Raw genomic sequence first — 26193 nt, forward strand, 5'->3', positions numbered from 1 at the left:
CGGCTACGCATGTGGCGATGCGATGGCCCTCGCCGCCGCCAGCTCCTGTCTCAGTGGCTCCAGCACGCTCCCCGGCGGGCCCGTGAGGTCCGTTCGTACGGCGATGAGGGTGTCCGCCTCGCGGACGCCCTCCGCCAGTTCTCGCAGTTGCCGGACCACCTGGGAGACCTCGGCCGACGACGGCGGGGCCGCGCCCTGCTTCACGCGGACCCTCGCCGCCGTCGTCGCGTCGACGATGCGTTCCACCGCCACCACCAGCGGCCACCACGCCGCCGCCCGCCGGCCCGTCGGCGGCGGTTCGGTCAGGGCGCGCTGGAACTCGGTGCGGATGGCGGAGAGGTCGCGGTAGAGGCGGCGGCGCATCCGGGCGCGGGCCGCGGGGTCCGTGGCCTCCGCCCCGCCGCCGAAGGCGCATTCCACATAGCGTGCCGTGTCCGCGACCGCGTCCGCGAGACGGTCGCCGACCCGGGTGCGCCAGCTCTCCGGCCAGAGGAGATAACCCACGACCAGGGCGATCGCGCAGCCGATGAGGGAGTCGACCAGGCGGGGGAGCAGCAGGGCCGTGCCCTGGCGGTTGAGGACGTCGGAGAGGAGCAGGATCACCGGCGTGATGGCGGCGGTCTGGTAGCCGTAGCCCCGGGGGGTGAGGGCGGGGATCAGCGGGGCGAGGAGGAGCAGGACCGGTACGTCCCACCAGCCGCGCGGCACTTCCGCCAGGACCGCCGCCGCCACGACCAGGCCCGCGACCGTGCCGAGGGCGCGCAGCAGGGCGCGGGAGAACACCGAGCCGAAGTCCGGTTTGAGGACGAAGGTGATGGTGAGGGCGACCCAGTAGGAGCGGGGGACCGGGACGATCGACACCAGGACCTGGGCCAGGCCGATGCACAAGGCCAGGCGCAGGCCGTAGCGCCAGGACGCGGCGGACAGCAGGACGGTGCGGGTGGCCAGGGCGGCGCGGGTCCGTAGTGCCGCCGGGCGGCCCAGGCCGTCGGGGATGCCCGTCGGGTCGATGTCGGGGGTGGTGACCACGTCGGCGGCGTGCCGTAGGGCCTGGTCGACGGCGCGGCCCGTCTCCGTCAGCGGCAGGGGGAGGCGGAGCCCTATGGGGCCGGTGTAGCCGGTCTCGACGGCTTCCGCCAGGTGCCGGGCGGCCTGGGGGATCTCCGGGGGGAGCGGTTTGCCCGCGAGGTGGGCGGCGGGGGCGGCTTCGATGACCGGGGTGACCGCGTTGAGCTGGGCGAGCAGCCGGGTGAGGTCGCGGCTGCGGCTGTGGTAGCGGGAGCGGCGGGCGAGGACGACGTCGTAGGACTGGTTGAGGGCCTGGGTGGCGGCGTGCCGGGCCTCCTCGTATGTCTCGGTGTCCGCGCCGCACGCGGCGAGCAGGTCGGCGGCGGTGCGGTAGGCGCCCGCGACCGCGGAGCGTTCGGGGACTCCGGAGCGCAGCGGCCAGGACAGCAGGGCGAGGAGGAGGACGAGGAGTCCGCCGCCGGTCATCAGCAGCGGGGCCGCCCACCAGGCGCCGGGCATCGGCAGGCCCGCGCCGACGACGGCGTTCAGGAGCAGGAGCAGGCCGGAGACGGAGGAGACCGCGCCGATCGTCGAGATCATGCCGGAGAGCAGGGCGATGCCGGTGAGGACGGCGACCGCGGTCCAGCCGTGGCCGAAGGCCAGGGAGCCGAGGGTGACGCCGACCGCGCCGAACAGTTGCGGGACGGCGATGTTGAGGATGCGCAGGCGGTAGGCGTCGGCGGTGTCGCCGATGACGCCGGAGAGGGCGCCCATCGCGGCGAGGGCACCGTAGGCGGGGCGGTCGGCCGCGAGTCCGACGGCCAGCGGGAGGGCCATCGCGACGGCGGCGCGGGCCACGGCGGGCCGGTTGACGGGGGCCGCCTGCTGGGGTTGGAGGTTCCGGACCAGCCAGTCGGGAGGGGTGAGGCCGATGGGGAACTCGCGGGACATGCGCCCATTATGGGCGGCTTGCGCAGGAGGCCGGCCGGTCGTGTGCGGGGTGAGGCCCGCGAGGGCGGCCCGGAGACCGGGCCGCCGCGGTCCTCAGTGGAACTCCCGTACGACCTCGATACGGCCGACGATGTGCGCGTTGAACTCCTCCAGCTCCTCGGCCGGGACCCAGAGTTCGAGGATGGTCTCGCCGCCGGCCTGGCGGACCGGGTAGCGCTCCAGGAAGGCGGAGTCGACCTCGAAGCGGGTGACGTATCCGGCGCCCGAGGCCGGGACGTTCCAGTCGCGGGCGATGCGCACGGCGTAGTCCTCGTTCAGGACGGGGTAGAAGATCGGCTGCTCGGGCAGCCGCGGAGGCCAGGCCGTCCAGCCGGAGGCCTCGACGAGGGCCAGCTCCTCGGGGCCCGTGGGGCGCCACAGGGTCGTCGTCTCGCGCATGGACGGTGACGGTAGCCGGGTGGGCGCGGCCGTCACCAGCCGATTACGGGCGGATCGGGGGGCGAGGCGGTCACGGGCGATCAGGGGTCGACGCGGCCCGCGCGGTCGCGTCGATACGGGTCAGGAATCCGGCCAGTGCCGCGTTGAACTCCTCCGGGCGCTCCAGGTTCGGCATGTGGGCCGCGCGCTTGACGACGTGCAGGGTGGAGTCGGGGAGGAGGGTGTGCAGGGTCTCGGCGACCGGGACCGGGGTGTACTCGTCGTCCTCGCCGACGACGACCAGGGCCGGGGCCGGGAGGCGGGAGAGGAGGGGGCGGTAGTCGGGGCGTTCGGCGCGGCCGCGGAGGGCCGCGGCGGCGCCCTCCGGCGCGGTGGCCGTCATCATGCGGTGGACGTGCCGCTTCACGGCCGGGTCGGCGTAGGGAGCGACCATCTTCTCCAGGACCTCGTCGGCGTAGCCCCGCATGCCCTCGCGCAGCAGCCGGTCGGCCATGGCGTTGCGGGTGCGCTTTCCCTCCGGGGTCTCGGGCTCGGCGAAGGTGTCGGCGAGGACCAGGCCGCGGACGCGGTCGCCGAAGCGGGCGCAGCACTCCATGGCGATCTGGCCGCCCATGGAGAGGCCGGCGAGGACGACGGAGTCCAGGTGCAGTGCGTCGAGCAGGGCCTCGATGTCCGCCGCGAAGGCGGAGAGCGGGGTGACGCCGGGGACGACCGGGGAGGCGCCGTAGCCGCGCAGGTCGGGGGCGATGACCCGGCGGTGCGGGGCGAACGCCTCGATCTGCGGGGTCCACATGGTGCGGTCGAAGGGGTGGCCGTGGATGAGGAGCAGCGGCGGCACGGAGGCGGTATGGGTGCCTTCGTCCTCGTATGCGAGGGGGACGGTCATGGCCTCGACCGTACGGTGCCCCAACTCCTCGGTGCAATAAGATCTTTGCCCTCGGTGCAATGTGCTCCGCCGACGAGAGGCCCGCCGTGGACGATTACCTCCGCTTCGCCGACCGCATCGCCGCCGACATCGCCTCCGGTCGGCTGAAACCGGGCCAACGTCTGCCGCCGCAGCGGGCGTTCGCACGGCGGTGCGGCATCGCGGCCTCCACGGCCGGGCGGGTCTACGGCGAACTCGTCCGGCGCGGACTGGTCGTCGGCGAGGTCGGTCGCGGCACCTTCGTCCGGGCCACTCCGCCCACGACCGGCGACGGCCGCGCCCTCACCGAGCCGGCGGCGGCCCCGGAAGCCCCCGTGAACCTGGAGCTCAACTACCCGTCCGCCCCCGCCCAGTCCGAACTCCTCGCCCCCGCCCTCACCTCCCTCCTCGACCCCGCCGCCCTCGCCGACGCCCTCCGCCCGGCCCCCGCCACCGGCACCGCCGAGGCCCGCGCGGCGGCCGCCGGACTGCTCACCGCCCCCGGCTGGCGCCCCGCGCCCGGTCGGCTGCTCTTCGCCGGCAACGCCCGCCAGGCCATCGCCGCCGCCCTGGCCTCCCTGGTCAGGCCCGGCGGCCGGGTCGGGGTCGAGCCGCTGACGTACCCCCTGGTGAAGGAGATCGCCGCCCGCCTCGGCATCACCCTCGTCCCGCTCGCCGCCGACGAGGAGGGCCTGCTCCCCGAGTCCGTCGCCGCCGCCCACCGCACGGCCCCGCTCTCCGCCCTCTACCTCCAGCCGACCCTGCACAACCCGACCTCGCTCACCACCCCCGAGCCGCGCCGGCGGGCCATCGCACGGACCGTCACCGACCTCGGCCTCCCGGTCGTCGAGGACCGCATCTGGTCGTTCCTGCGCCCCGAACCCCCGTTCGCCGCCCTCGCCCCCGGCCTCACCCACGTCGTCGACGGCCTGTCCAAGCGGGTCGCGCCGGGCCTGACCGTGGGCTTCCTCGTCGTACCGCCGGAGCGGGTGCCCGCCGTGGCCGCCGCGATCCGCTCCGGCGGCTGGAGCGCGGGCCGGTTCGCCCTGGAGGCCGCCGTACGGTGGATCGCGGACGGCACGGTGACCCGGCTGGTGGCCGCGAAGCGCACGGACGCGGCCCGCAGACAGCGACTCCTGGCCACCCGCCTGCGCGGCTTCTCCGTACGCTCCGACCCGCACGCCTATTTCGCCTGGTGGGAACTGCCGCCCCCGTGGCGCGCCGACACCTTCACCGCAGCGGCCAGGGCCCACGGCATCGCGGTCACCCCGGGCCCGTCCTTCGCCGTGGACCCGGCGCGCACGCCGGATGCGGTGCGGCTCGGGTTGGCGTCGGTTGCGGAGACGGAGCTGGAGCGCGCGTTGCGGACATTGGGGGAGGTGGCTCGGCGGGGTGGCTGAGGCCGGTGGTCGGGGCTCGGTCTGGTCCGGCTGGGGGTGGGAGGGGGTGGGGACGCGCGCCGACACCTTCACCGCGGCCGCTGCGGCCCGCGGCATCGCGGTCACTCCGGGCCCGTCCTTCGCCGTGGACCCGGCGCGCACGCCGGATGCGGTGCGGCTCGGGTTGGCGTCGGTTGCGGAGGTGGAGCTGGAGTGGGCGTTGCGGATGTTGGGGGAGGTGGCTCGGCGGGGTGGTTGAGGCCGGTGGTCGGGGCTTGGCCTGGTCCGGCTGGGGTGGTGGCTCGGCGGGGTGGTTGAGACGGGGTGGGGGTCAGGGTTGGGGGCGGGGTGGGTGAGGGGGGTCCGGGGAGGAGGGGCGGCGGCGGGCGGACGGGCCGTAGCGGGTGGTCAGCCAGGTGGCTGTGGCGACCGTCAGGCCGAGGGTGAGGAGGAGCCAGGATGTTGTGCGGAGGGTGGCGGTGAGGGCGTCGTAGACCGCGCCGGCGGCCGGGCGGTGGGGTTCGGCGGGGAGGCCGGCGAGGGTCAGGTGGCGGCCCACGGCGATCGCCAGGCCGAGCAGGGCGCCGCCGAGCGCGGTGCCGAGGGCGGTCGCGGTGACCGCGCGGCGGCGGCACGTGGCGACCGTGATCCCGGCGACGCCGAGCAGGAACGCCGCCAACGGCAGCCAGAACGCGGCCACTTCGAGGACGTCGTATCCCTTGCGCAGGCGGTCCGCCTCCGCCGCCGGCAGGACCGCGACCTCCGTGTGCGGGACCGGGATGCGGTCCGCCAACGGGACGTTCTCGGCGGTCAGCTGACGTTTCACCTCGGCCGCCACCGGCGCGATGTCGACGGTCACCGGACGCCCCGCGTCGCCCTGCCGGACGGCGTGCAGCAGCGCGGTGTGCGTGACCCGGTTCGCGGTGTCCCAGCCCGCGCGGAAGGCGTTGGTCCGGGTGAACGAGCGGGCCGCGTCCTGCGCGAACGGGCCCATCATGCCGCTCAGGGACGGCCCCAACTCGTGCATCAGCTCCGCCCCCACGGTGTCCGCGACAGCGTCCCGCACGGCCGGATCGGCGGCGAGTGGCGCCATGGTGCGCACATACCGCCCGGTGTCCGTCAGCCCGTACGCCGCCCAGGCCGCCAGCGCGCCGAACGGCAGCAGAAGGCAGGCCAGGGCGATCAGCGCGGCCGACAGACCGTCACGCACACGGCACGGAACAGAACGGCACGGAACAGACACGCCTCCAGGCAACGGCGTCCGCGCGGACCGCGCGAGCACGGTACGGCCGTATGGGCGCGGGTCCCCGCACCCCAAGCTCCGTACGACGGGCCCCGCACACCCCCGGAACTGCGGTTTCCCCGCTCCGGTGGAGGCTTCACCCGAACGGGTGTTTCCTGGATCTGGGGAGAAGGTTCGGGCTCCTTGCCGAGCCGGCTGGTTTCCGGATCCTCGTCCGGCGACCGGGACTTGCCGCCCGTCGCCCGACGAGTGGAGGGATGAGGGAGACGCGCGGGCCCCGGCCACAAACCGGGACCCGCGCGCCCTCGTGTGGGAGCCCGTAGGACGGACATCGGCCCATACGACCGTGTCAGCCCGTACGACCGTGTCAGCCCGTACGCCGGCCCTCCGCGTCCTCGTGCGTGTAGTAGCGGTAGAACAGCACCGCGAACACGGTCGCCGCGATCGCCAGCGCCATGCCGATGGAGCGCAGCACGGTGCCGCCGATGGTCTGCGCGTAGGCGAAGCCGAAGGCGGAGCCCGCGAACGCCGCCCACAGCAGCGCGTGCTGCTCCCGCTTCAGCCGCGAGGCCATGGCGCGTATGCCGACGTAGAGCAGGATGAAGGCGAGCGCCGCCACGAACCCGAACAGCAGGTTCCAGCCGGTGATGGGACCGCCGTCGCGCCGGTTGGCCGCCGCCCAGTAGCCGTAGACCAGCCCGAGGCCGACGGGCCAGACCCAGCTCGCGATCCGATGGGTGCGCGCCGAGAAGATGTCGGGCGGGCGGGTGTCGCGGGTGCCGCCGCGGTCCCTGCGGGGCACCGGTGCCGCGTGAGCCATGGGAGAACTCCTCTCTCCTCGCCCCCGCCTTCCAGGGCACACCTGGCCGGGGACACTGGCAAGTCGGCAGGTCACGCACCGTGTCCGGGTGGGTCCGCGGTCGCCCGGACCGGATGCGGGGCGGTCGGCCCCGTGTTTCGCTGGGGGCCATGGAGCCCGTGAGCGCGCGCGACGGCCGAGGCGGCGGCCAGCGCCTGCGCGACCGGTATCCCCGCGCCGCGCTGCCCGACGGCGACGCCCACCGGCAGCAACTGCTGCGCGTGCGCGGGCGCAGCGTCGCCTGGGTGCCTCCGCTCCTGCTGCTGGTGGCCATCGCGCTGGCCGACGTGAACACCGGCGAGGACTTCCGGATCGTCTCCTGGATCGTGCTGGTGCCCGGTATCGCCTCCGCGATCTGCGGGGTGTGGGGGACGGCGGTGTACGCGGTGCTGTCCGTCGTCACGTACGGCGTCGTGGACGGTCTGTGGCCGGACGCGTACCAGGCCGGGCTGCCCGACTTCATCCTGGTCGCCCTGGGCGGCATCCTCGCCACGCTGGCCTGCGTGGTGCGGTTGCGCGGCCAGGAGCGGATGCTGCGCATGCAGACCATCGCCGAGACCATCCGCCGCACCGTGCTGCGCCCGCTGCCCCCGGTGTGGGGCGGCCTGGAGCACGCGGCGGTCTATCTCCCCGCCGATGTCGAGGCCCGCGTCGGGGGCGACTTCTACGACATCCAGCCCGGCCCGCACGGCACCCGCGTCCTCGTCGGCGACGTGCAGGGCAAGGGCCTCGGCGCGGTGGAGATGGCGGCGGCCCTGCTCGGCACGTTCCGCGAGGCCGGGTACCACGAGCGGGACCTGGCGACCGTCGCCGAGTGCCTGGAGACCCGGGTGCGCCGGCACCGGGGGCACATGGCCGATCTGGGCCGCGGCGGCGAGGACACGGAGCGGTTCGCCACCGCCCTCCTCCTCGGCTTCCCCGCGGACGCCTCCGACGCCGTCGAGGTGGTGAACTTCGGTCACGAGCCGCCGCTGGTCGCGGGCGCCGACGGCGTGCGCACCCTGCCGCCCGGCGACAGCCTCCCCCTCGGCCTCGGCGAACTCGCCGCCGACCCCGCCGCCCCACCCGCCGTCCGCCGCTTCCCGCTCGCTCCCGGCGAGACCCTGCTGCTCACCACCGACGGCGTGACCGAGGCCCGGGACGGCGGCGGGGCGTTCTACCCGCTCGCCGACGCCGTGACCCGCGCGCTCGCCGCCGACGCCCGCACGGCCGGGCCCCGGCGGCTGGTGGCGCTGGTCCGGGACGGGGTGCTGCGGCACAGCGGCGGGCGGCTGGAGGACGACGCGACGGTGTTCGCGGTACGGCGCGTCGCGGGCACCGGGGTTTGAAGGCGGCCCCCACGGCGCCCCGGCCACCGGTTACGGTGCTTTGCGTACGTGATCGACGACGTACGTGACCGAAGGGGAGGGACCGATGCCCGGAACCGTGCTGCTGCTCGCCGCCTCGCCCGTGGGCAGGGGCCGGCTGGTGGACGCCGCGGCCGTACTCCCGGTGCTCGCGGCCGTCGACCCCGCCGTGCTGGCCGGCACCGACACCGCGAACGTCGTCGAACTCGCCGACCCCCTGGAGCCCCAGGCCGTCCTCACCCGCCTGCGCGCCGCCGCCTCCGCCCCCGGCCCGCTCACCGTCTACCTCGCCGGCCAGCTCCAGCTGGACAGACGCCAGCGCCTGCCCCACCTGGCCCTGGCCCGCACCACCCCGGCCACCGTCCGCTACACGGCCTTCCCCTGGCACTGGTTCCGCGAGGAACTCCGCCTGCGCGCCCCGGGCACGACGACCCTCTTCCTGGACCTGCACGCCGACGCGGAGACCTGGGACCTGCTGCGCACGACGCCCCTGGACACGGGTCGCGCCACCGCCGTCTACGGCCGTATCGCGCCCCCGCCGAGCCGTCGCGGCACGCCGGCGGCCCCGTCCTACATGAAGGCGCTCGCGACCATACTGCGCAGCGGCCACCGCCCCCCGCTGGGCCAGTTGCACGAGCTGACCCTGGCCCGTACCGAGGGCACAGGGCACCTGGTCCTGGCGGCGGCACCCCCGCCGACGACCAACGACCCGCACGCCGCGATCACCGCCGCCGTCCAGGCGGGCCGCCACACCCACGCGGACGCCCTGGCCGCGCAGTGGGAACAGGCCGCCGTACGGGCCCACGGGCCGGGCTCCGAGGAGGCGCTGCACTGGGCGGAGGTACGCGCCGACCTCGCGATGTTCGCCGGGGACCCGGCGCGCAGCTGCCGGACGTGGCTCGCGGTGGCGGCGGCCCGCCTGGCCGCCGGGCAGCCCGTGGACGCGCCCGCCGTCGAGGCGGCCGTCGACCGGGCCCACCACCAGTGGAGCGAGATCGCCGAACCGGCCCGCGCCCGCGAACTGGGCGCCGCCCTCGCCGACCTGCGCGCCCGGGTGCCGGGCCGCCGAGCGGGGGCGCTGGAGCACGTCCGGCGGCAGCTGCGGCGCCTGGAACCGCAGACGGCACAGACGGCGCGGGGCTGAGGGCGGGCGTCACCCGGATGGCGGTGCCGGAGCGGCCGTAGGGGGCCAGGTGTGGCCTGTCCACGAAGGAGGGGGCCGGCACAACCGAAGGAAGACGGCATCGTCGCCCTGGGCGTGATCGCCGCTCTCAGCCAGGCGGGCATCGCCACGGCCGTCACCCAGCCCCTCCTCTACGCGGCCCTCGGCACCGCCGCGGGCATCCTCATCGTCGGTGTCGGCGGCGGCATGATCATGCCGATGCGGCAGCGCTGGGAGCGCTGGCTGACCACCGCGGAGAGGTGAGCCTCAGTCCGCGAGCAGGCCGTGCCGTTCACCAGCCAGACGATGGCGGTGAGGCGGCACACCGCGTAGTCGTGGGCCCACGGGCTCGCGCCAGTCCAGCTCCTTCAGCGCGTCCAGGAAGCCGAGCGCGTAGTCGGCGAGGTCCTCGCGGTGCGGGGGGGGGGGATCAGCCCCGGGTGGTTGGCCGCCTCCTAGAGCGGGGGCTGAGCCGGTGCCGGGCCCAGGGTTGTCGTACCGGGGGCCGTGCGGTGGCCCAGGCCCGTGCGGTACGCGTCCAGGGCCGCCTCGATGCGGCCCGTGCGGCGGAGCAGGTCGCCGAGGAGGCGGCACAGGTCGGCCAAGTCGCCCGCCGCGCCCGCGCGTTCCAGGAGGCTGAGGGCGCGGACGTAGTGCTCCTCGGCGGCTTCCGTGTCGCGGGCGGACTCGGCGATGCGGCCCAGGAGGCGGTGGGCGGCGGCCGCGTGGACGGCGCCGCGTTCGGAGGAGAGGTCGCCGAGGACGTCCTGGAGGAGCGCGGCGGCCTCGTCCGACTTGCCGCGGCGGTGCAGGACGTCGGCGAGTTCGACGGCGACCTGGCTGCTGTACAGGGCGGCGCGTTTGGCGGAGAGCATGGTCTGGGCGGAGCGCAGCTCGGACTCGGCGCGCTCCAGGTCGCCGTTCTGGGCGTAGACGTATCCCCGCATCCAGTGGCAGTTGGCCAGTTCCGTGCGGATCTGGAGCTGGCGGTACATCTCGGCGGCCTTGGCGAGGGAGGCGTCCGCCTCGGCGATACGCCCCTCGGCGAGCAGGGTGCGGGCGACGGAGCGGTGCATCCGGGCGACCAGGGCGGGGTCGGCGGCCTGCGGGGCGAGGGCGAGGGCGAACTCGGCGGCCTGGGCGGCGCGGGCGTGGGCGCCCATGTCCATGTAGGGGCCGATGACGCTGGCGTAGAGGAGCAGGAGCGCGTCGGGGTCGTGCAGGCCGCCGCGGTTGAGATCGTCGAGGGTGGTCTCCAGGAGATAGACGGCGTAGCGGAGTTCCCCGGCGAGGTAGTGGGCCACGGCGCGGCCGCGCAGCGCGGGGACGCGGGCGGGCAGCGGGGCGTCGGCGAGGGTCTGTTCGGCGCGTTCGAAGTACTGGCGGGCGGCGGTGAGGTCGCCGGTGTCGAGGCCGCACTCGCCGAGGCCGAGCAGGGCGGTGTACCGGGCGTCGGCGAGGCCGTGGGTCTCCGCTTCGGCGAGCAGGGCGGCGTACTGGCGGGCGGCCTCCTCGGCCTCGCCGGTGGCGAGGGTGCGCTGGGCCTCGGTGAGGCGGAGGCGCAGGTCGGTGGCGAGGTGGGCGGGGCGGCCGGTGGCCAGCTCGTCGAAGGCGACGCCGAGGCGGTCGGCGAGGTGGCGCAGGGCGTCGTCGGAGGGGCGGACGCGGCCGGACTCCAGGGTGGAGATGTAGGCGGGGGTGTAGACGGGTTCCGCCAGCTGCCGTTGGGTGAGGCCGCGTTCGCGTCGCAGCTGCTGCACCCTGCGCCCGATGGTCTCCGGGTCGTCGCGCTTCGCCATGCGTTCATGATGCCAGCGTCAACTGGCGGTTACGGTCTTCCCGTTGAACTCCGCACCCCCTAGGTTGGAGAAAGATAACCTCGGAAGTTAAACGCGCTTAATCCCCTGCTGTCGCCGTGCCTTCTCTGTCACCGCCCCTGCCTGTTGCGAGGTTGCCGTGCCCGGACGCCCCTCCGCCCACCCCGGCCACCCCTCCACCCGCTACGCCAGAGCCTTCGCCGCCGCCGTCCTCGCCGTCACCGCCCTGATCGCGGCGGCGAACGCGGGCCCGGCGAAGGCGACGGAGCCGGGGTGCGGGGCGCAGGTGGAGCGAACCGCGCAGAAGCCGTGAGAACGGCACCGGTGGACGGCACCGTTGGGCGGCCCGTACCCCGCTGACCACACGGAACAGCCGAGACGGTCGTTTCGGGGCACCCCGGCCGGGTAGTCGGGCCTCGTTTCCGGGGGGAGACCGGTCGAGGAGGGAGTGACCGTGCGGCCCAGGAACGAGCGGGACGGGGCGTGGGCCGCCGACGTGATCGCGGAGTCGGTGCGGGGCGTCGGCGCGGGGGATCTGCCGCGCCGGCTGTGCCAGGTCACGACCCGGCTGCTGCCGGTGGCCAGCGCGAGCGTCTCGCTGTCCGGCGAGGGGATGCCCGTGCCGTTGAGCGCCGGGGACGACCGTGCCGCGGAGCTGATGGAGATCCAGGCCACGCTGGGCGAGGGCCCCTGCCTGGAGGCCGCCCGCACCGGCGCGCCCGTCCTCGTCGCCGACCTGACGGCCGCGGCGGACGCGGGGCGCTGGCCGGTCTTCGTCCAGCAGGCGACCGCGCTGGGCATCCGGGCGGTGTACGCGCTGCCGCTGGGCGACGACGCCGGATGCGTCGGCACGCTGGACCTGTACCGGGACACCCCCGGCGTCCTCACCGCCCGCGAGCTGCACATCGCCCACCTCATGGCCAAGGTCATGACCCTCGCGCTGATCTACCTCCCGTGCGACGACGAGTACGGCGACCGCCCGGACGGCACCTGGCTCACCGAGCTGGCCGACGGGCACGACCGGGTCTTCCAGGCGGTCGGCATGATCATGGCCCGGCTCGGCATCGGCTCCGACGAGGCACTGGCCCGGCTGCGTGCCCGCGCCTTCGCGCACGGCCGTACGGTGCTGGACCTGGCCCACGACGTGGTCGCCCAGCGGGAGCCGTTCGACCCCGACTAGGCCGACAGAGCCTTAGCCGGCCGCGCGCCCGTCTCGTACGGCCGGTGGTGCGCGCGTCGCTCACACCTCCACCCGGCCCTGTTTGCGGACCGCCGCCAGCCGCTCGGCCCCCAGCTGGGTCGCCGCGGTCGTGACCTCCGCGTACACGTCGCCCAGTCCGCCGTTGGTCAGCGTGAACGAGTCCTCGCCCACGCGGACGGCGACCACGTCGATGGTGAGCGCGACCTCCTCGCCCTCGTACTCGATGGTCGCCGTGACCCGCAGGCCCTGGCGGGCGTCCCCGACCTCGGGCAGCTCGGCCTCGTCCACCTCCACCTGCTCCACGGTGCCGGAGACCATGGTGGCGTCGAACGACTCGCACTTGCCGGGCAGCGTCCGCAGCCAGGCCAGCGTGCGGTCGACCTCCGCCGGGCGCTGCGTGGAGACCTGATAGCGCAGCTGGGCCCCGTCGTACGTGTCGTCCAGGCCGACGACCGCCCGCGCGGGCGCGCCGAGCAGCTCGTCGGCGTACAGCAGGTCCAGCAGCCGCTGGCAGTCGGATGCCGTGCCCTCCGCCGTCCGCGCCTTGAGAAAGGCGTCCCGCCAGGTGGCCGCGCCCTGCGTCGGCGCCCAGGGCTCGCCGAGGTCCGTCCAGCTGATGAGGGCGTCCCGGGCCTGGGCCTCGGTGAGGGCGGGGGTGGTGGCCGGGGCCGGCGACCTGCCGGCCGCGGCGGGCGAGGAGGCCGCGGAGGACCCCGAGGAGGTGGGCCCGGCCGGGTCCAGCTTGATGGCGGAGCAGGCGCCGGCGCCGAGCAGGGTGGCGGCGGCGAGGGCGGACGCGGCGAGGCGGATGCGGGTCGTCAAGGGTGGCTCCAGAGAGGCTTACCGACCGTGGTACGTCCACGGCACCACCGCACCCGTCCGCCCACCAGCGCTCCGGGCCGTCCGGGTGATCAACTCGCCGGGAGTCCCCGGAAAGCCGGTCACACACGTCGCGGAAAACCTTTCGCGCGGCCACCCCGCCACCCGCTACCGTGCCTCCCATGCAGCGCGCCAACCCGTCTCTCACGACGACGCCGGAGAGTGTCCCGGCGCGCTGACAGCTGAGCAGATGTCCGAAGCCCCGGGGCGAGCGCCCCGGGGCTTCGTCGTACGGCGCGCTCGCCTCCGAACCGGAGGAGACCGGCATGAACACCTCGTACGACCGCCACGACCACCGACGCCTCGGCCGCGAGCTGGGCATCTTCGACACCGATCCGCTGATGGGCGCCGGGCTGCCGTACTGGCTGCCCGACGGGGCCGTCGTCCGGCACGCCCTGGAGGAGTACATCCGGGACACCGAGCGGGCCGCCGGATACCGGCACGTGTACTCGCCGGTGCTCGGCAAGCGGGAGCTGTACGAGATCTCCGGGCACTGGGACCACTACAGCGAGGACATGTTCCCGCCGATGAAACTGGGCTCGGAGGAGGTCGTGCTGCGGCCCAGCCTGTGCCCGCACCACGCGCTCATCTACCGCTCCCGGTCCCACAGCTACCGCGAACTCCCGCTCCGTATCGCGGAGTTGGGCGGCATGTACCGCTCCGAGCCGTCCGGCGTGCTGGGCGGCCTGACCCGCGTACGGTCCATCCAGCTCAACGACGCCCACATCTTCTGCACACTGGAGCAGGCCGTGGAGGAGGCCCGCGCCGCCCTCGGCCTCATCCGCCGCGCCTACGCCGACCTCGGCATCCGCGCCGCCCGGTACCGGCTCTCGCTGCCCGGCGAGGGCGGCAAGTACGTCGCCGGCCCCGAGCTGTGGCGGCGGGCGACCGGGCTGCTGCGGGAGGTGCTGGACGTGGCCGGTGTGGCGTATGAGGAGGCGGAGGGCGAGGCCGCCTTCTACGGCCCCAAGATCGACGTCCAGGTCGTCGACGGCGCCGGACGCGAGTCCACCCTCTCCACCGTCCAGATCGACTTCCACCAGCCCGAACGCTTCGACCTGCACTACATCGGCCCCGACGGCGGCAAGCACCGCCCGGTCATGGTGCACCGCAGCATCATCGGCAGCGTCGAACGGGCCGTGGCCCACCTCATGGAGGAGCACGGCGGCGCCTTCCCGGCCTGGCTCGCACCCGTCCAGCTGGTCGTCCTGCCGGTGGCGGAGGCCCAGGAGGAACGCGCGCGGGAGATGGTGGAACAGGCCCTGCGCCTGGGCCTGCGGGCCGAGCTGAGCGGGCCGTGGGACGGCAGCCTCGGCGCACGGATCCGGGCGGCGCGGCTCGTGCCGTACCAGGCGGTGATCGGCGAGCGCGAGGCCGACGCTGGCCTGGCCGCCGTACGCCTGCGGGACGGCCGCCGCCCCGGGGCCGTACCCGTCGACGACCTGCTGCGGCGCATCGAGGCGCGGGTCGCCGCGCGCGGTGCCGGCCTGTGGGATGCGGCATAAGGTCGACGCAGACGGAAGGAGCGCCCCCGTGACCGGTCAGCCCATGCCCGTGATCATCGACTGCGACACCGGCGTCGACGACGCGCTGGCCCTGCTGTTCGCCGTACGGCACCCGGGACTCGACCTGCGCGCGGTCACCTGCGTCGCCGGGAACACCGACGTGGACGGCGTCGTACGCAACACCCTCACCGTGCTGGAACAGGCCGGCGCGCCGGACATTCCGGTCGCCCGGGGCGCCGAACGGCCCCTGATCGAGCCGCCGCGCTCGGCCCGCCACGTGCACGGCGAGGACGGGATGGGCGACCTCGGCCTCCCCGCCCCCGCCCGCACCCCGGTCGACGTGGACGCGGTGACCCTGCTCCGCCGCGAGATCCTCGCCTCCCCGCGCCCGGTGACCCTGATCCCCACCGCGCCCCTCACCAACATCGCCCTGCTCCTGCGCACCCACCCCGAGGTCATCCGCAACATCGAGCGGATCGTGTTCATGGGCGGCGCGGTGGCCTGCGGAAACGCCACGCCGGTCGCCGAGTTCAACGTCTGGCACGACCCGGAGGCGGCCGCGGTCCTGCTCACCGCCGGAGTGCCGACCACCATGTACGGCCTCGACGTGTTCCGCCAGGTGGTCGTCCCAGGCGCCGACGTCCGGCGGCTGCGCGCGAGCACCGAACCCGGCGCCCGCCTGGCGGGCGACCTCCTCGCCCACCGCCCCGCCACCCCCGAGGAGGACGGCGACGACCCGGGCGGCGGCGTCGGCGACGCGGGCGCGGTCTGCGCGGTCGCGGACCCGGCCGGTATCGCCACCCGCCTCCTCCCGGTCGAGGTCTCCCTCGCCCCCGGCCCCACCCGAGGCCAGACCATCGTCGACCGCCGCCCCCGCCCCGGCGAATCCGAGGTACACGGCGAGGGCCGCGCCCCGGCCCTGGTGGACGTGGCGCTGGAGGTGGACGTGGAGCGGTACGTGAAGCTGTGGCTGACGACGGTGGAAGGGGTCTGACCGTCCCGGTCCGTACGCCGATGAGGCCGCCCGCAGTAAGCACTGCGAGCGGCCTCAAGAAAGTTGACGCTCGGTCAGGAACGGGACGCCCGGCGGCGGCGCGTCACCACCACGATGCCCCCGCCGACGACCAGCAGGGCCGCGGCGCCGATGGCGATCGGGGTGGTCGCGCTGCTCGCGCCGGTCTCCGCGAGGTCCTCCTCGCCGCTGCCGCCGTTCGGGGCCGGGGCGGACGGGCTCGACGAGTCGGCCGGGGCGGTGGTCTCCGGGGACTCCTCGGCCGGAGCGGACGGGGACGGCTGCTCGGCCGGGGCCGAGGTCGACGGGGCCGGGGCGGAGTCCGACGGGGCCGGGGCGGAGGTGGACGGGGCGGGCTCCGAGGGGGACGGGGACGGCGTGGTCGTGCAGTCCTTCGTGCCGCCGTTCCACGCCGCGATCAGCTTGTCCTTGATGACCGGGCGGTCCGGGCCCTTGGGCAGCTCGCCGTGCTCGAAGCCGTCGTTCGCGTCGAGCTTGCCGTCGTACTTCACCGCGCCGCGGTAGAGGTCGATCTGGGCGAAGCAGCCCGCGTCCGGGACGGCGATGTCGAGCGTGTCGGTGGCGCCCCGCTCGACCGTCACCGTGTCGAAGTCGACGAAGACCTGCTCGCCGGAGGTGGCGAAGGTCGGGCCGTGGGCGAGGTAGGAGGCGAGCGAGGCGGTGCAGGTGGTCGCGTCGGCGGCGGGGCGGACCGTGATGTGCACCTTGCCGTCGGCGGTCGGCTTCAGGTTCTGGTCGTCGACCTTGACCGAGTCGTGGAAGTTCGTCCCGTCGAGGGAGAACTGGCAGCGGTCGGTGGCGGTCTCGGTGCCGGCACCCGTGCCGGGCTGGTACTGGCCGCCGTGCTTCCAGCCGTCGCCGCCGGGCGTCCCGTGCGCCCAGGCCCCCGAGGCGCAGGTGAAGGAGACGGCGGTGAGGGCGAGGGCCGCGGCGCCCGTCCCCAGCAGGCGTCGCGCGGTGACACGTCTCGCTATGGACATGTGTTTCCCATCTGGGTGTGCATGGGTGCGGGAGGCCGCGAAGGCGCCCCCCGAGTGGTCGTGGAAACGCTGTGCTCATTGGTCACATGCGGCACAACGTGAGCACATGTTCGAGCTCGTCGAACGGACTGTCAATGGGCTGTCAATTCCCCTGACGCATCGCTGACCGGCCCTGACGTGGCGTTACTTCCGCTGCGGCGCAAGGAATGTTCGCTTTTCCGGCGATGTGGACAGTCATTTCCCTGACACCCGCAACACCCGCAATGCCGTGAAGGAGGCCGTGTGCCGGACATCTCCTCCAGGAACCCGGACTGGTGGCGCCAGGCCGTCATCTACCAGGTCTACCCCCGCAGCTTCGCCGACGCCGACGGCGACGGACTCGGCGACCTCAAGGGCATCACGCAGCGGCTCACCCACCTCGCCGCGCTCGGCGTCGACGCCCTGTGGCTCAGCCCCTTCTACCCCTCCGAACTCGCTGACGGCGGCTACGACGTCGCCGACTACCGGGACGTCGACCCCCGCCTCGGCACCCTCGACGACTTCGACGCGATGGCCGCCGAGGCCCACCGGCTGGGCCTGAAGGTCATCGTGGACGTCGTGCCGAACCACACGTCCCATCAGCACGTGTGGTTCCAGGAGGCGTTGCGCGCCGGTCCCGGGTCGGCCGCCCGCGACCGGTACGTGTTCCGGGACGGGCGCGGCCCGGGCGGTGAACTGCCGCCCACCGACTGGCAGTCCGTGTTCGGTGGCAGCGCCTGGCGGCGGGTCCCCGACGGACAGTGGTACCTGCACCTCTTCGCCCCCGAACAGCCCGACCTCAACTGGGAGAACGAGGAGGTTCGCGCCGACTTCCGCACCACCCTGCGGTTCTGGTCCGACCGGGGCGTCGACGGGTTCCGTGTTGACGTCGCGCACGCCCTCGCCAAGGACCTGAGCGAGCCGCTGCGCGACCTCGGCGCGCCCGAGCTGAGCGACGAGGAGTCGCTGAGCGAGTTCCCGCCCGGCACCCACCCGTTCTTCGACCGCGACGAGGTCCACGAGATCTACCGCGACTGGCGCAAGATCCTCGACGCCTACTCCCCGCCCCGCATGGCCGTCGCCGAGGCCTGGGTGCCGGGCGCCCGCCGGGTGCTGTACGCCCGTCCGGACGAACTCGGCCAGGCCTTCAACTTCGAGTATCTGAAGACCCGCTGGGACGCCGAGGAACTGCGCCGCGTCATCACCGCCTCGCTCGCCGACGCCCGCGCCGCCGGCGCCTCCGCCACCTGGGTGCTGTCCAACCACGACGTCGTACGGCACGCCTCCCGGCTGATCCTGCCGCCCGGCACCGACCTCGACGCCTGGCTGCTGTCCGGCGGCCACGCCCCGGCCATCGACCCCGCCGCCGGGCTGCGCCGGGCCCGCGCCGCCACCCTGCTGATGCTGGCGCTGCCCGGCTCGTCGTACCTCTACCAGGGCGAGGAACTGGGCCTGCCCGAGGTCGCCGACCTGCCCACCGCCGTCCTCCAGGACCCGATCTGGGAGCAGACCGGCCATGTCCGCAAGGGCCGCGACGGCTGCCGGGTGCCGCTGCCGTGGACGACGACAGGGCCGTCGTACGGCTTCGGCGCGGGCGGTGCCTGGCTGCCGCAGCCGCAGTCCTTCGCGCGGTACGCCGTCGAGGCGCAGGACGGGGTCGAGGGCTCGACCCTGGAGCTGTACCGCAGCGCCCTGAAGCTGCGCCGCAAGCTGCTGAACGGTGAGGAGCTGACCTGGCTGGAGGACACCCCGGAGGGAGTGCTGGCGTTCGCCCGGACGGACGGCTGGCGGTGCGTGGCCAACCTGTCCGGCGTCCCCGTGCCGCTGCCGCCCGGCGAGCCGCTGATCGCCAGCGCGCCGCTGAAGGAGCGCGGGGTGCTGGAGCCGGACACGACCGTCTGGCTGGGATAGCCGGCAGGCCTTGACAGGGCCGCCGGTGGAGGCCTACTCAGGGCGTGTAGGCGAGTGCACTGGGCAGGCCGAGATGGAGCACAGCCGGTCACAGGGATGGGAGCGCCTGGTCGCCGAGGTGGCGGAGCGGACCGCCGACCTCCAGCGGGTGCAGTCCGAGTACGCCCACTACCGCGAGCGGGTACGGCGCGACCGGCTCGCGGTGCGGCAGATCGCCGTCGCCAACGTGCTGCGCGGGCTGCTGCCGGTCCTGGACGCCGTCGACGCGGCCCGCGCGCAGGAGCCGGACACACCGGGGCTCGCGGAGATCGCCGGGCTGCTGTACACCCAGGTGGGCGGGCTGGGCCTGGTGGCGTTCGGCGAGGTGGGCGAGCCGTTCGACCCGGCCCGGCACGAGGCGCTGCTCCACCATGTCTCCCCGGCCGCCGAGCGCCCGGTCTGCACGGCGGTGCTGCGCCCCGGCTACCGGGTCGGCGACGTCCTTCTGCGTCCGGCCAGCGTGGAGGTCACCGGCCCGGAGTAGCCGACGCGGCGGCTCAGGTCACCACGGCCAGTTCGTGCGGGGTCGTGTTCAGGCGGCGGGCACCGTCCTCCGCGCAGGTCACGATGTCCTCTATGCGGACGCCGAAGCGGTCCGGCAGGTAGATGCCGGGCTCGATGGAGAAGCACATGCCGGGCGTCAGCGGGCACTGCTCGCCCTCGACGAGGTACGGCGGCTCGTGCGTGGTGACGCCGATGCCGTGGCCGGTGCGGTGCACGAAGTACGCGCCGTACCCGGCGTCGGCGATGACCTTGCGGGCCGCCCGGTCGATCTCCTGGCACGGCACACCGGGCCGTACCGCCTCGAACGCGGCCTGCTGGGCGGCCCGCACGATGTCGTGCACCGCGCGCTCCTCCGGGGTCGGCTCGCCGACGTGCACGGTCCGCGTGACGTCGGAGCCGTAGCCGTCCTTCAGCCCGCCGAAGTCGAGGACCACCATGTCGCCGTCCTCGATGCGCCGGTCGCCCGCCTCGTGGTGCGGGTCGGCGCCGTTGGGCCCGGAGCCGACCAGGGTGAAGTCCACCCGGGCGTGCCCGTGCTCGCGCAGCAGCCGGGCCAGGTCGTCGGCCACGTCCCGCTCCCGCCGCCCGGCGAACCGTACGCCCAGGATGTCGGCGTACGCCGCGTCCGCCGCCGCCCCGGCCGCCGCGAGGCGGGCCAGCTCGTGCTCGTCCTTCACCGCGCGCAGCATCGGCAGGGCGGTGCTCATGGCCCGGTAGGTGGCGAGCGGCAGCGCCTCCTGGAGGCCCAGCAGATGCACCGCCCAGGTCCCGTCGGAGACGCCGTAGCGGCCGTGGGAACGCAGCAGGCCGGCCGCCGCCGCGTACGGGTCCTGGCCGTCCTGCCACTCGGTGATCCGGACGGCGCCCGCGCCGGGGCCGGCCTCCGCGTCCGCGCGTTCCAGCGTGGGGACCAGCAGATAGGGCTCGGAGTCCGGGGCGAGCACCAGCAGGGTGAGCCGTTCGGTGAGCGCCGGGGGCCGGTAGCCGCACATCCACACCAGGTCGGGGCCCGACGTGATGAGCAGCCCGGACAGGCCGACGGCCGCCGCCTCACGGGCGGCGCGGTGCATCCGGGCGGCGTAGTCCTGCTCGGTGAAGGGCGCCGGGAGTGTCTCGGTCATGGTGTCGCCGGGAGGTCGGGAGTCGTGTCGTACGGGGCAGGGGGGCTGTCGCACGGGGGACGGGGCTGTCGTACGGGGCACGGGCAAGGCGCCGTGCGGGGGCCGCCGCGGTTCAGAACCGCACGGCGCGGTCCACCACGGCCTTCACGTCGCCGCTCAGGTCGCGGTTGCTGCGGGCGGTCGCGGAGCGCTCCTCCCCGGCCGGGACGTCCTCCAGGGTGGTCACGACGGTGTCGAGGAAGTTGCCGTCCTCGTCGTTGAAGGTGACCTGGACGACGAAGGATCTGGTCTCGTTGTCGGTGTTGCGGACGGTGACCTCGACGCTGATGCGCCCGTCGCTGTCGGTGGCGGGCCTGCCCAGCCGTACGTCGTCCTTGACGTCGAGGCCGCCGGTGATCTCGTCGAACCGCTGGCCCACCTCCGCGGTCGCCGACGCCAGCACGTCCCCCGCGCGCGACGCGGCCGACTCGGCCTGCGAGGCCGCCTCGCTGACCGCGCCCTCGGGGGTGTCCTCGTCGGCGCAGCCCGTGAGGGCGATAGCCACGGCCGCGGCCGTCGCGGTCAGTGCGGCCCGGATCCTGCGGTGACCGGCCATGCTGCCTCCCAGGGTGCGGGTCTCCTTCCAGTGAAGGCCGCTCCGGACCGAGCCGCATGCCGGATCACTCGAACGGAGTATTCGGCCTGATGGGAGAGGTTGACCCGGCGGACTGGCGAGACGGGGCCGGGTCGCGTGACGAAGCCGCTTGGATCACATGACCGCGCGTGTGAGGATCGGCTGCGTGCGCCCACCGGGATGGCGGCTGCACCCGGGATCGTCCGTAGGTGGGATCGTCCGTAGCGGCAAGGGGGATGGAAATGTTCGCTGGGGGAACAGCGCGGCTGGTGCTCGGCAACGGCGGTGAGGCGTCGCTTGAGCTGACCGTGGAGCCCTGGGCGGAACCCCACCAGATCCCGCCGAAGCAGACCTGCGTCGTTGTCACTCACTCGCCCACGGGAGACGGTTCCTGGTCCGGGACGCTCCATGAGAACGCGCCGTTCCAGGTCGACCATCGGCCCGATTCGGTCACGGTGTGGGTCACCACCTCAGTGACGCGGACGGCAACGCGATCGACGCGATCGACTGGCACTGCCCTGCCCAGGACCGGCCCACCGCCTGATCGGGGACGTCCTCGACACGCTGCTCGGCTGGTCAGAGCGGGTAGGCCCTGATTCCGGTCGGTTGCCGCTTGCGATACTCCCGCTGTGACCACCGACAACGCCCCCTCGGCCATACGGCAGCAGCCGCCCGCCCCCCGCCCCGTGCGCTCCTGGCAGGACGCTGAGCGCAATGCCGCCGCGTGGATGCGTCACTGGGGGTACCGGGACGCGACCGCGCGGCCGGGTGGGCCGGACGGTGGGGTGGATGTGCGGTCGGCGCGGGCGCTGGGGCAGGTGAAGTTCCAGGCGCAGGCGGTCGGGCGGCCGGAGCTTCAGCGGCTGTTCGGGGCGCGGGGGCGGGACATGGACCGGCAGCTGCTGTTCTTCACCGGGAGCGACTACACCGGGACGGCGGTCGAGTACGCCGCCGAGCACGACATCGCGCTGTTCGTGTACGCCCTGGACGGATCGATGACGGCGGTGAACGCCGCCGCTCGGCGGATCAGCGCCGTACGCGTACCGACGCCGGAACCCAAAGCGACCTCGGACCCCGCCGCCAAACCCGCGAAGGAGCACCGGCCCGGCTCGGCGCGGTTCGCGCTCGGGTTCATCCTCGCGATCGTGGCGCTCGCGCTGCCCGGCGCCGACAGCTTCGAGGGCCGCCCCAGCCGGGGCGTGGCGACGGCGGCGATGCTCGTCGTCCCGGCCGTGCTGATGGTGTGGGGCGTCGTCGAGAAGAGCCGCCGCCGGTTCGGGCACATCGCCCTCGGGCTGTTCCTGCTCCAGCTCTCGGTGGGGTGGCTGTGCAACGCCCGGCTGTGGCGGGACGGGGTGCTGCCGACCGGCGCGGTCGCCCTCGCGGCCACCGTCGCGGGGCTTCTGTTGATCCGCCACGGTGCCCGGGTACGCGCGGCGGACGCCGGGGACTGAAGCGGCGCGTGGTGCGCCCCACGCGAAAACCCCCTCCTCAATTGTCACTGTCATGCCATACGCTGCCCCTGGCAGCCGCGCCCCGCGATCAGCAGACGACATCCGGGCGACGCGCGGCGTCTCTCATCTCCCCGGCTCCCCGCCGGGTTTCCTTGTGGGGGTTAATCACCTGTGCGTACGCGCAGCATCTCGACCGCGACGGCGTTCGCGGTCCTCGTCGGCTCGGCGGCCCTGAGCGTCGCCGTGGCCACTCCGGCGTCGGCGGCCACGGCCACCGTCGCGGCCCCGGGCGGCATCGTCGCGGACGGTGTCAGCCAGCGGGTCTTCATCGGTGACAGCGGCAACGGCCGGGTCGTCGCCGCCACCTACACCGGCACCGTCGTGGACTCGGTGTCCGGACTCGGCCCGGTCTCCGACCTCGCCCTGTCGGCGGACGGCGGCACGCTCTACGCCGCCATCCCGGGCACCCACGAGATCGTCGCCCTCGACGCGGCGACCCTGGACGTCAAGGCCCGCTACGCGGTGCCCACCGACACCGGTCCGCGCCACCTCGGCTTCGCCGGCGGCAAGGTCTGGTTCACCTACGGCGACCAGTGGGACGGCGACCTCGGCTCGCTCGACCCGGCGGTCGACCCGGCGAGCGGCACCGACCCGGTGACGATGGGCCAGTTCTCGGGCAAGGTGTGGGGCCAGTCGCTGCTGGACACCGACCCGTCGGCGCCCAACCTGCTGGGCCTCGGCGAGAGCGGCATCTCCACCGGCTCGGTGGCGGTGTTCGACGTCTCCGGCGGTACGGCCCAGCCGGTCGCCTGGCACGACGGCGACTACACCCTGACCTACGGGGTCGGCGACGTCGACCTGGTGCCCAACGCCCCGCAGCTGCTGGTCAACGGCACCGACCGGCTGGCTCACGCGAACGGCACGTTCAGCAAGGCCGGCTCCTACCCGGCCGGTCACCACGCGGACATCTCCGCCACCGGCCTGGTCGCCCAGGCGTACGGCGGCAAGGTGGCGATCTACCGGCCGAACGCCACCAAGCCGCTGCGCAGCTACGACGTCGGCACGGGCGGCGCGGCCGAGCTGGCCTGGGCGCCGGACTCCTCCCGGGTCTTCGCCCTGGTCGGCACGTCGGGCGGCTACACCCTCAAGGCCCTCACCGACCCGACGAAGAACGTTCCGACGCTCACCGTCAACGCCCCGTCGACCGCCACCCGCGCCAAGCCGCTCACCGTGACCGGCAAGATCTCGGCGACGGTGCCGCTGCCGGCCGGCGTCCAGCTGAAGGTCACCCGCGTCGACCTGGAGAGCCCGAGCGGCAAGGCGCTGCCCGCGGTCACCGTGAAGGCCGACGGCACGTACTCCTTCTCCGACACCCCGCCGGCCGGCGGCACCGTCACCTACAAGGTGACGTACGCGGGCGACGCCGAGCACACGGCGGTGACCGCGTCGGACAAGGTGGAGGTCTCCCGCGCCTCGACCACGCTGACGCTGAACAACAACGGCAAGGTCTACAGCTACGGCAAGGACGTCACCTTCACCGCCCACCTGGGGACGACGTACAAGAACCGTACGGTCGAGATCTGGGCGAACCCGTTCGGCGGCGACAAGCCGAACAAGCTGATCAAGACCGCCGTCGTCAACTCCAGCGGCAACATCTCCGCGGTCGTCGACATGAAGCGGGACACCGTCGTCACCGCCGTCTTCAAGGGCGACGCCCGCTACAAGCCGAAGACGACCAAGGTCACCGCGTACGCCAAGGTGCGGGTCTCCACGGCCGTCTCCCGGCACTACAAGACGGCCAAGATCGGCTCGACCACGTACTACTGGTTCCGCAAGAGCACCGACCCGCTGTTCACCACGACCATGACGTACTACCCGGGCCGCGCCCAGCGCTTCGACCTGCAGGTGTACTACGACGGCAGGTGGTACGACGCCGGCTCCGAGTACTTTGCGCTCGGCTCCGACGGCAAGTCCGCGGTGTCCCTGGAGGCCCCCGGCGAGGCGGGCATCAAGGCCCGGATGCGTTCCGTGTACGTCAACGGCTCCTCCGGTGACAACGTGAACTCGACGACGTACGGCTCCTGGAAGTACATGTACTTCACCAACTGAGCCACCGACTCCACGGGTTGACCGCCGCACTTGGACGATCCGCCCTGCCGGTCGGCAGGGCGGGTCCGTTCCGTGCCCGGCAGTACAAGGCTCTTGTGGGATAACCGCATGGCCCCGTTCGGGGGAGCCCGGCTCATCCGATGTGGGCCATGCGGGACGGTGGGCGCACCACCGGCGTAGGGGAACGCGTTGCCCTGGCATGGCACGACCCGCACCCTGCCGTCATCGTCCCCATCACCGTCGACCTCGCTGTCACCGCCGTCGCCGGACCAGCGCGCCGCCGTTCGCCGCGGCCGTGGGGGTGGTGCGGCCGCCGCCGTGGGCGCCGCAACTCGGGCAGCGGCCGCGGGCCTCGGCCATCGCCGTGAGCGTGCCGAGGGCCTGCTGGAGGGCGAGTTCGACGGCGGCCGGCACGAAGAGGGCGCCGGTGCCGTCGGGCGGGACCAGCCAGCGCAGGCGTCCCGCGGCGCGGTGCGGTGCGGGGACGGCGATCCAGGAGCCGCGGCCCGCGTACCGGATGTCGGGGCCGACCCAGCGGCCGTGCGGATCGGGCGGCAGGAAGAAGCCGACCCGGCGGGTCCCGGTGTCGGCGAGCGCGGGGCCGGGGACCTGCGGGATGCAGAGCAGCGCGTCCAGGGCGAGGACGCCCAGGTCCTCCGGCACGGTCAGCACATCCCATAACCGTCCGCAGGCCAGCATGGATATCCCGCTCTCCCCGGCCCACTGGCGCTTGCAGACCCGCGGGTCCGTCGCCGCCGCGGCCAGCCATTCCTCGGCCCGTCTCTGGGCGCCTCGCATCGTGCACCTCCGGGATCCGCAAAAGGGGTGCTCATGCTGGTAGATATTTCTATTGTGCGGAAGGGGTGGCGAACCATGGCGAATTGGTACAGCCGGCGCCCGCGCGCCCTGCGACGCTTCGCGCGCCCCTGCCGACAGGACCCGCTGGACTCACTGGTGGAGACGGCCCGCCGACTGGACTACGGGGCGGCGCACTGCCCGTCCGCCGAGCCCGACGGTCACAGCGACGCGGGCACTGATGCCGGCCCCACGGCGACGCCGATGGCGGCCACTGACCGCTGACCGCTGCCCCCGGAACCGATGCCCGGTGGGCGAGGACCGAGCCGCTGCTGCGGGACCGGACGCCTCGGTGGGCCGCTAACCACCCACCTCGGCGGTGCCGGGCGGCGCGGGCCGGGCAAGACCCGGCGGAGACGGCCTCACGGGCTGAAGACGAGCCCCACGACCGCGAGCGCACCCGTCACGAGCGAGCCCAGCGTGATCCACTGTGCATGCCGCACGTAGCGCGCGCGAGCCCTCCGCTCCTTGCGGACGGCCTTCGCCGTTCCCATGTGCAGCCGCTTCGGGAACTGCGGATGGTGCACGAACGCATACGTCTCGCCCACCACGTGCGCAGGCCCGACCGTCGCACCCTTCTCGTGCCGTACGGGCGACCCGTCGGGCCCTTCGAACTCGTACAGGGCGTGCGCGTACTGCCCCTTGCCGAACGGCACCAGACTCACCAGACGCGCCTGCACCTCGATGCCGGTCTCGTCCAGCTCCGTCATCTTCTTCAGCTCTCCCCGCTCGCCCTGCCTCCAACCCAGGCCGAAGAGGAAGGCCGGCACGGACGCGACCGCGAAGCATATGAGCACTACGTTCACCAAGTTCACACGGCGGACCGTACGGCACACCCGACCCCGCCGAAAGCCCCGAACCCTC

General features: G+C 74.0%; 24 protein-coding genes and 2 pseudogenes. 14 read left to right on the forward strand and 12 right to left on the reverse strand.

What is annotated here, in order from left to right:
- Window positions 1-3: 3 nt before the first annotated feature.
- The 3 genes from ACZ42A_RS14755 to ACZ42A_RS14765 all read right to left on the reverse strand — a co-directional run bounded on the left by ACZ42A_RS14755 (window position 4) and on the right by ACZ42A_RS14765 (window position 3283).
- Window positions 4-1959: an FUSC family protein gene (locus ACZ42A_RS14755; RefSeq protein WP_468527550.1), complete on the reverse strand. Its 1956-nt coding sequence runs from the start codon at window positions 1957-1959 to the stop codon at window positions 4-6.
- Between the two features lie 93 nt (window positions 1960-2052).
- Window positions 2053-2397: a hypothetical protein gene (locus tag ACZ42A_RS14760; RefSeq protein WP_468527551.1), complete on the reverse strand. Its 345-nt coding sequence runs from the start codon at window positions 2395-2397 to the stop codon at window positions 2053-2055.
- A gap of 70 nt (window positions 2398-2467) precedes the next feature.
- Window positions 2468-3283 (reverse strand): alpha/beta fold hydrolase, encoded by an 816-nt coding sequence (locus tag ACZ42A_RS14765; protein ID WP_468527552.1) that lies wholly within the window; start codon window positions 3281-3283, stop codon window positions 2468-2470.
- Between the two features lie 86 nt (window positions 3284-3369).
- Between ACZ42A_RS14765 and ACZ42A_RS14770 the strand changes: the two genes are divergently transcribed.
- Window positions 3370-4701: an aminotransferase-like domain-containing protein gene (locus ACZ42A_RS14770; protein ID WP_468527553.1), complete on the forward strand. Its 1332-nt coding sequence runs from the start codon at window positions 3370-3372 to the stop codon at window positions 4699-4701.
- Window positions 4702-4756: 55 nt separating this feature from the next.
- Window positions 4757-4939 (forward strand): annotated as a pseudogene (locus ACZ42A_RS14775) (PLP-dependent aminotransferase family protein); the annotation flags it as partial.
- A gap of 72 nt (window positions 4940-5011) precedes the next feature.
- Here the strand turns inward: ACZ42A_RS14775 and ACZ42A_RS14780 are convergent.
- Together ACZ42A_RS14780 and ACZ42A_RS14785 are read right to left on the reverse strand one after the other, a co-directional pair.
- Window positions 5012-5890, reverse strand: a complete 879-nt coding sequence (locus ACZ42A_RS14780; protein WP_468527554.1) for a hypothetical protein — start codon at window positions 5888-5890, stop codon at window positions 5012-5014.
- Window positions 5891-6290: 400 nt separating this feature from the next.
- Window positions 6291-6743: a hypothetical protein gene (locus tag ACZ42A_RS14785; protein ID WP_468527555.1), complete on the reverse strand. Its 453-nt coding sequence runs from the start codon at window positions 6741-6743 to the stop codon at window positions 6291-6293.
- Between the two features lie 149 nt (window positions 6744-6892).
- Here ACZ42A_RS14785 and ACZ42A_RS14790 point away from each other — a divergent pair, with 149 nt between their 5' ends.
- From ACZ42A_RS14790 to ACZ42A_RS14800, 3 genes and pseudogenes are all read left to right on the forward strand, one after another.
- Window positions 6893-8110 carry a PP2C family protein-serine/threonine phosphatase gene (locus ACZ42A_RS14790; protein ID WP_468527556.1) on the forward strand — a complete coding sequence of 406 codons (1218 nt, stop codon included), beginning with the start codon at window positions 6893-6895 and terminating at the stop codon, window positions 8108-8110.
- Window positions 8111-8195: 85 nt separating this feature from the next.
- Window positions 8196-9272 (forward strand): hypothetical protein, encoded by a 1077-nt coding sequence (locus ACZ42A_RS14795; RefSeq protein WP_468527557.1) that lies wholly within the window; start codon window positions 8196-8198, stop codon window positions 9270-9272.
- A gap of 99 nt (window positions 9273-9371) precedes the next feature.
- Window positions 9372-9551 (forward strand): annotated as a pseudogene (locus tag ACZ42A_RS14800) (mechanosensitive ion channel family protein); the annotation flags it as partial.
- 194 nt (window positions 9552-9745) lie between these two features.
- Here ACZ42A_RS14800 and ACZ42A_RS14805 read toward each other — a convergent pair.
- Window positions 9746-11089 (reverse strand): helix-turn-helix domain-containing protein, encoded by a 1344-nt coding sequence (locus tag ACZ42A_RS14805; protein ID WP_468527558.1) that lies wholly within the window; start codon window positions 11087-11089, stop codon window positions 9746-9748.
- A 157-nt stretch (window positions 11090-11246) separates the two neighbouring features.
- Between ACZ42A_RS14805 and ACZ42A_RS14810 the strand changes: the two genes are divergently transcribed.
- Together ACZ42A_RS14810 and ACZ42A_RS14815 are read left to right on the forward strand one after the other, a co-directional pair.
- Entirely contained in the window at window positions 11247-11420 is a 174-nt protein-coding gene (locus tag ACZ42A_RS14810) for a hypothetical protein (protein WP_468527559.1), read from the forward strand.
- A gap of 141 nt (window positions 11421-11561) precedes the next feature.
- Complete coding sequence (locus tag ACZ42A_RS14815) at window positions 11562-12287, forward strand: GAF and ANTAR domain-containing protein (protein ID WP_468527560.1); 726 nt, start codon at window positions 11562-11564, stop codon at window positions 12285-12287.
- A gap of 60 nt (window positions 12288-12347) precedes the next feature.
- Here the strand turns inward: ACZ42A_RS14815 and ACZ42A_RS14820 are convergent, their stop codons facing one another.
- A complete protein-coding gene (locus tag ACZ42A_RS14820) occupies window positions 12348-13130 on the reverse strand; it encodes a hypothetical protein (RefSeq protein WP_468527561.1) in 783 nt (260 codons plus the stop codon).
- A gap of 323 nt (window positions 13131-13453) precedes the next feature.
- Between ACZ42A_RS14820 and thrS the strand changes: the two genes are divergently transcribed.
- Window positions 13454-14692, forward strand: a complete 1239-nt coding sequence (gene thrS, locus ACZ42A_RS14825) for a threonine--tRNA ligase (protein ID WP_468527562.1) — start codon at window positions 13454-13456, stop codon at window positions 14690-14692.
- Window positions 14693-14720: 28 nt separating this feature from the next.
- Window positions 14721-15686, forward strand: a complete 966-nt coding sequence (locus ACZ42A_RS14830) for a nucleoside hydrolase (protein WP_468527563.1) — start codon at window positions 14721-14723, stop codon at window positions 15684-15686.
- 74 nt (window positions 15687-15760) lie between these two features.
- On the opposite strand, the gene ACZ42A_RS14835 is transcribed toward ACZ42A_RS14830, so the two are convergent.
- Entirely contained in the window at window positions 15761-16705 is a 945-nt protein-coding gene (locus ACZ42A_RS14835) for an LAETG motif-containing sortase-dependent surface protein (RefSeq protein WP_468527564.1), read from the reverse strand.
- Window positions 16706-16987: 282 nt separating this feature from the next.
- Here ACZ42A_RS14835 and ACZ42A_RS14840 point away from each other — a divergent pair, with 282 nt between their 5' ends.
- Both ACZ42A_RS14840 and grpE read left to right on the forward strand, forming a co-directional pair.
- On the forward strand, window positions 16988-18634 hold the full coding sequence (locus tag ACZ42A_RS14840) for a glycoside hydrolase family 13 protein (RefSeq protein WP_468527565.1): 1647 nt from the start codon (window positions 16988-16990) through the stop codon (window positions 18632-18634).
- 73 nt (window positions 18635-18707) lie between these two features.
- Window positions 18708-19157, forward strand: coding sequence for a nucleotide exchange factor GrpE (gene grpE, locus ACZ42A_RS14845; protein WP_468527566.1), 450 nt, complete (start codon window positions 18708-18710; stop codon window positions 19155-19157).
- A 13-nt stretch (window positions 19158-19170) separates the two neighbouring features.
- Here the strand turns inward: grpE and ACZ42A_RS14850 are convergent, their stop codons facing one another.
- Together ACZ42A_RS14850 and ACZ42A_RS14855 are read right to left on the reverse strand one after the other, a co-directional pair.
- Entirely contained in the window at window positions 19171-20298 is a 1128-nt protein-coding gene (locus ACZ42A_RS14850; protein WP_468527567.1) for an aminopeptidase P family protein, read from the reverse strand.
- A 112-nt stretch (window positions 20299-20410) separates the two neighbouring features.
- Complete coding sequence (locus ACZ42A_RS14855; RefSeq protein ID WP_468527568.1) at window positions 20411-20893, reverse strand: FxLYD domain-containing protein; 483 nt, start codon at window positions 20891-20893, stop codon at window positions 20411-20413.
- A 647-nt stretch (window positions 20894-21540) separates the two neighbouring features.
- Here ACZ42A_RS14855 and ACZ42A_RS14860 point away from each other — a divergent pair.
- Together ACZ42A_RS14860 and ACZ42A_RS14865 are read left to right on the forward strand one after the other, a co-directional pair.
- Complete coding sequence (locus ACZ42A_RS14860) at window positions 21541-22365, forward strand: restriction endonuclease (protein WP_468527569.1); 825 nt, start codon at window positions 21541-21543, stop codon at window positions 22363-22365.
- Window positions 22366-22536: 171 nt separating this feature from the next.
- Window positions 22537-24474 (forward strand): YncE family protein, encoded by a 1938-nt coding sequence (locus ACZ42A_RS14865; RefSeq protein WP_468527570.1) that lies wholly within the window; start codon window positions 22537-22539, stop codon window positions 24472-24474.
- A gap of 252 nt (window positions 24475-24726) precedes the next feature.
- Here the strand turns inward: ACZ42A_RS14865 and ACZ42A_RS14870 are convergent, their stop codons facing one another.
- A complete protein-coding gene (locus ACZ42A_RS14870; protein WP_468527571.1) occupies window positions 24727-25272 on the reverse strand; it encodes a hypothetical protein in 546 nt (181 codons plus the stop codon).
- A 75-nt stretch (window positions 25273-25347) separates the two neighbouring features.
- Here ACZ42A_RS14870 and ACZ42A_RS14875 point away from each other — a divergent pair, with 75 nt between their 5' ends.
- Window positions 25348-25554 carry a hypothetical protein gene (locus ACZ42A_RS14875; protein ID WP_468527572.1) on the forward strand — a complete coding sequence of 69 codons (207 nt, stop codon included), beginning with the start codon at window positions 25348-25350 and terminating at the stop codon, window positions 25552-25554.
- Window positions 25555-25691: 137 nt separating this feature from the next.
- On the opposite strand, the gene ACZ42A_RS14880 is transcribed toward ACZ42A_RS14875, so the two are convergent.
- Window positions 25692-26144 (reverse strand): hypothetical protein, encoded by a 453-nt coding sequence (locus tag ACZ42A_RS14880; protein ID WP_468527573.1) that lies wholly within the window; start codon window positions 26142-26144, stop codon window positions 25692-25694.
- Between the last annotated feature and the right edge of the window lie 49 nt (window positions 26145-26193).

This window comes from Streptomyces sp. NPDC030838 (assembly GCF_055572035.1).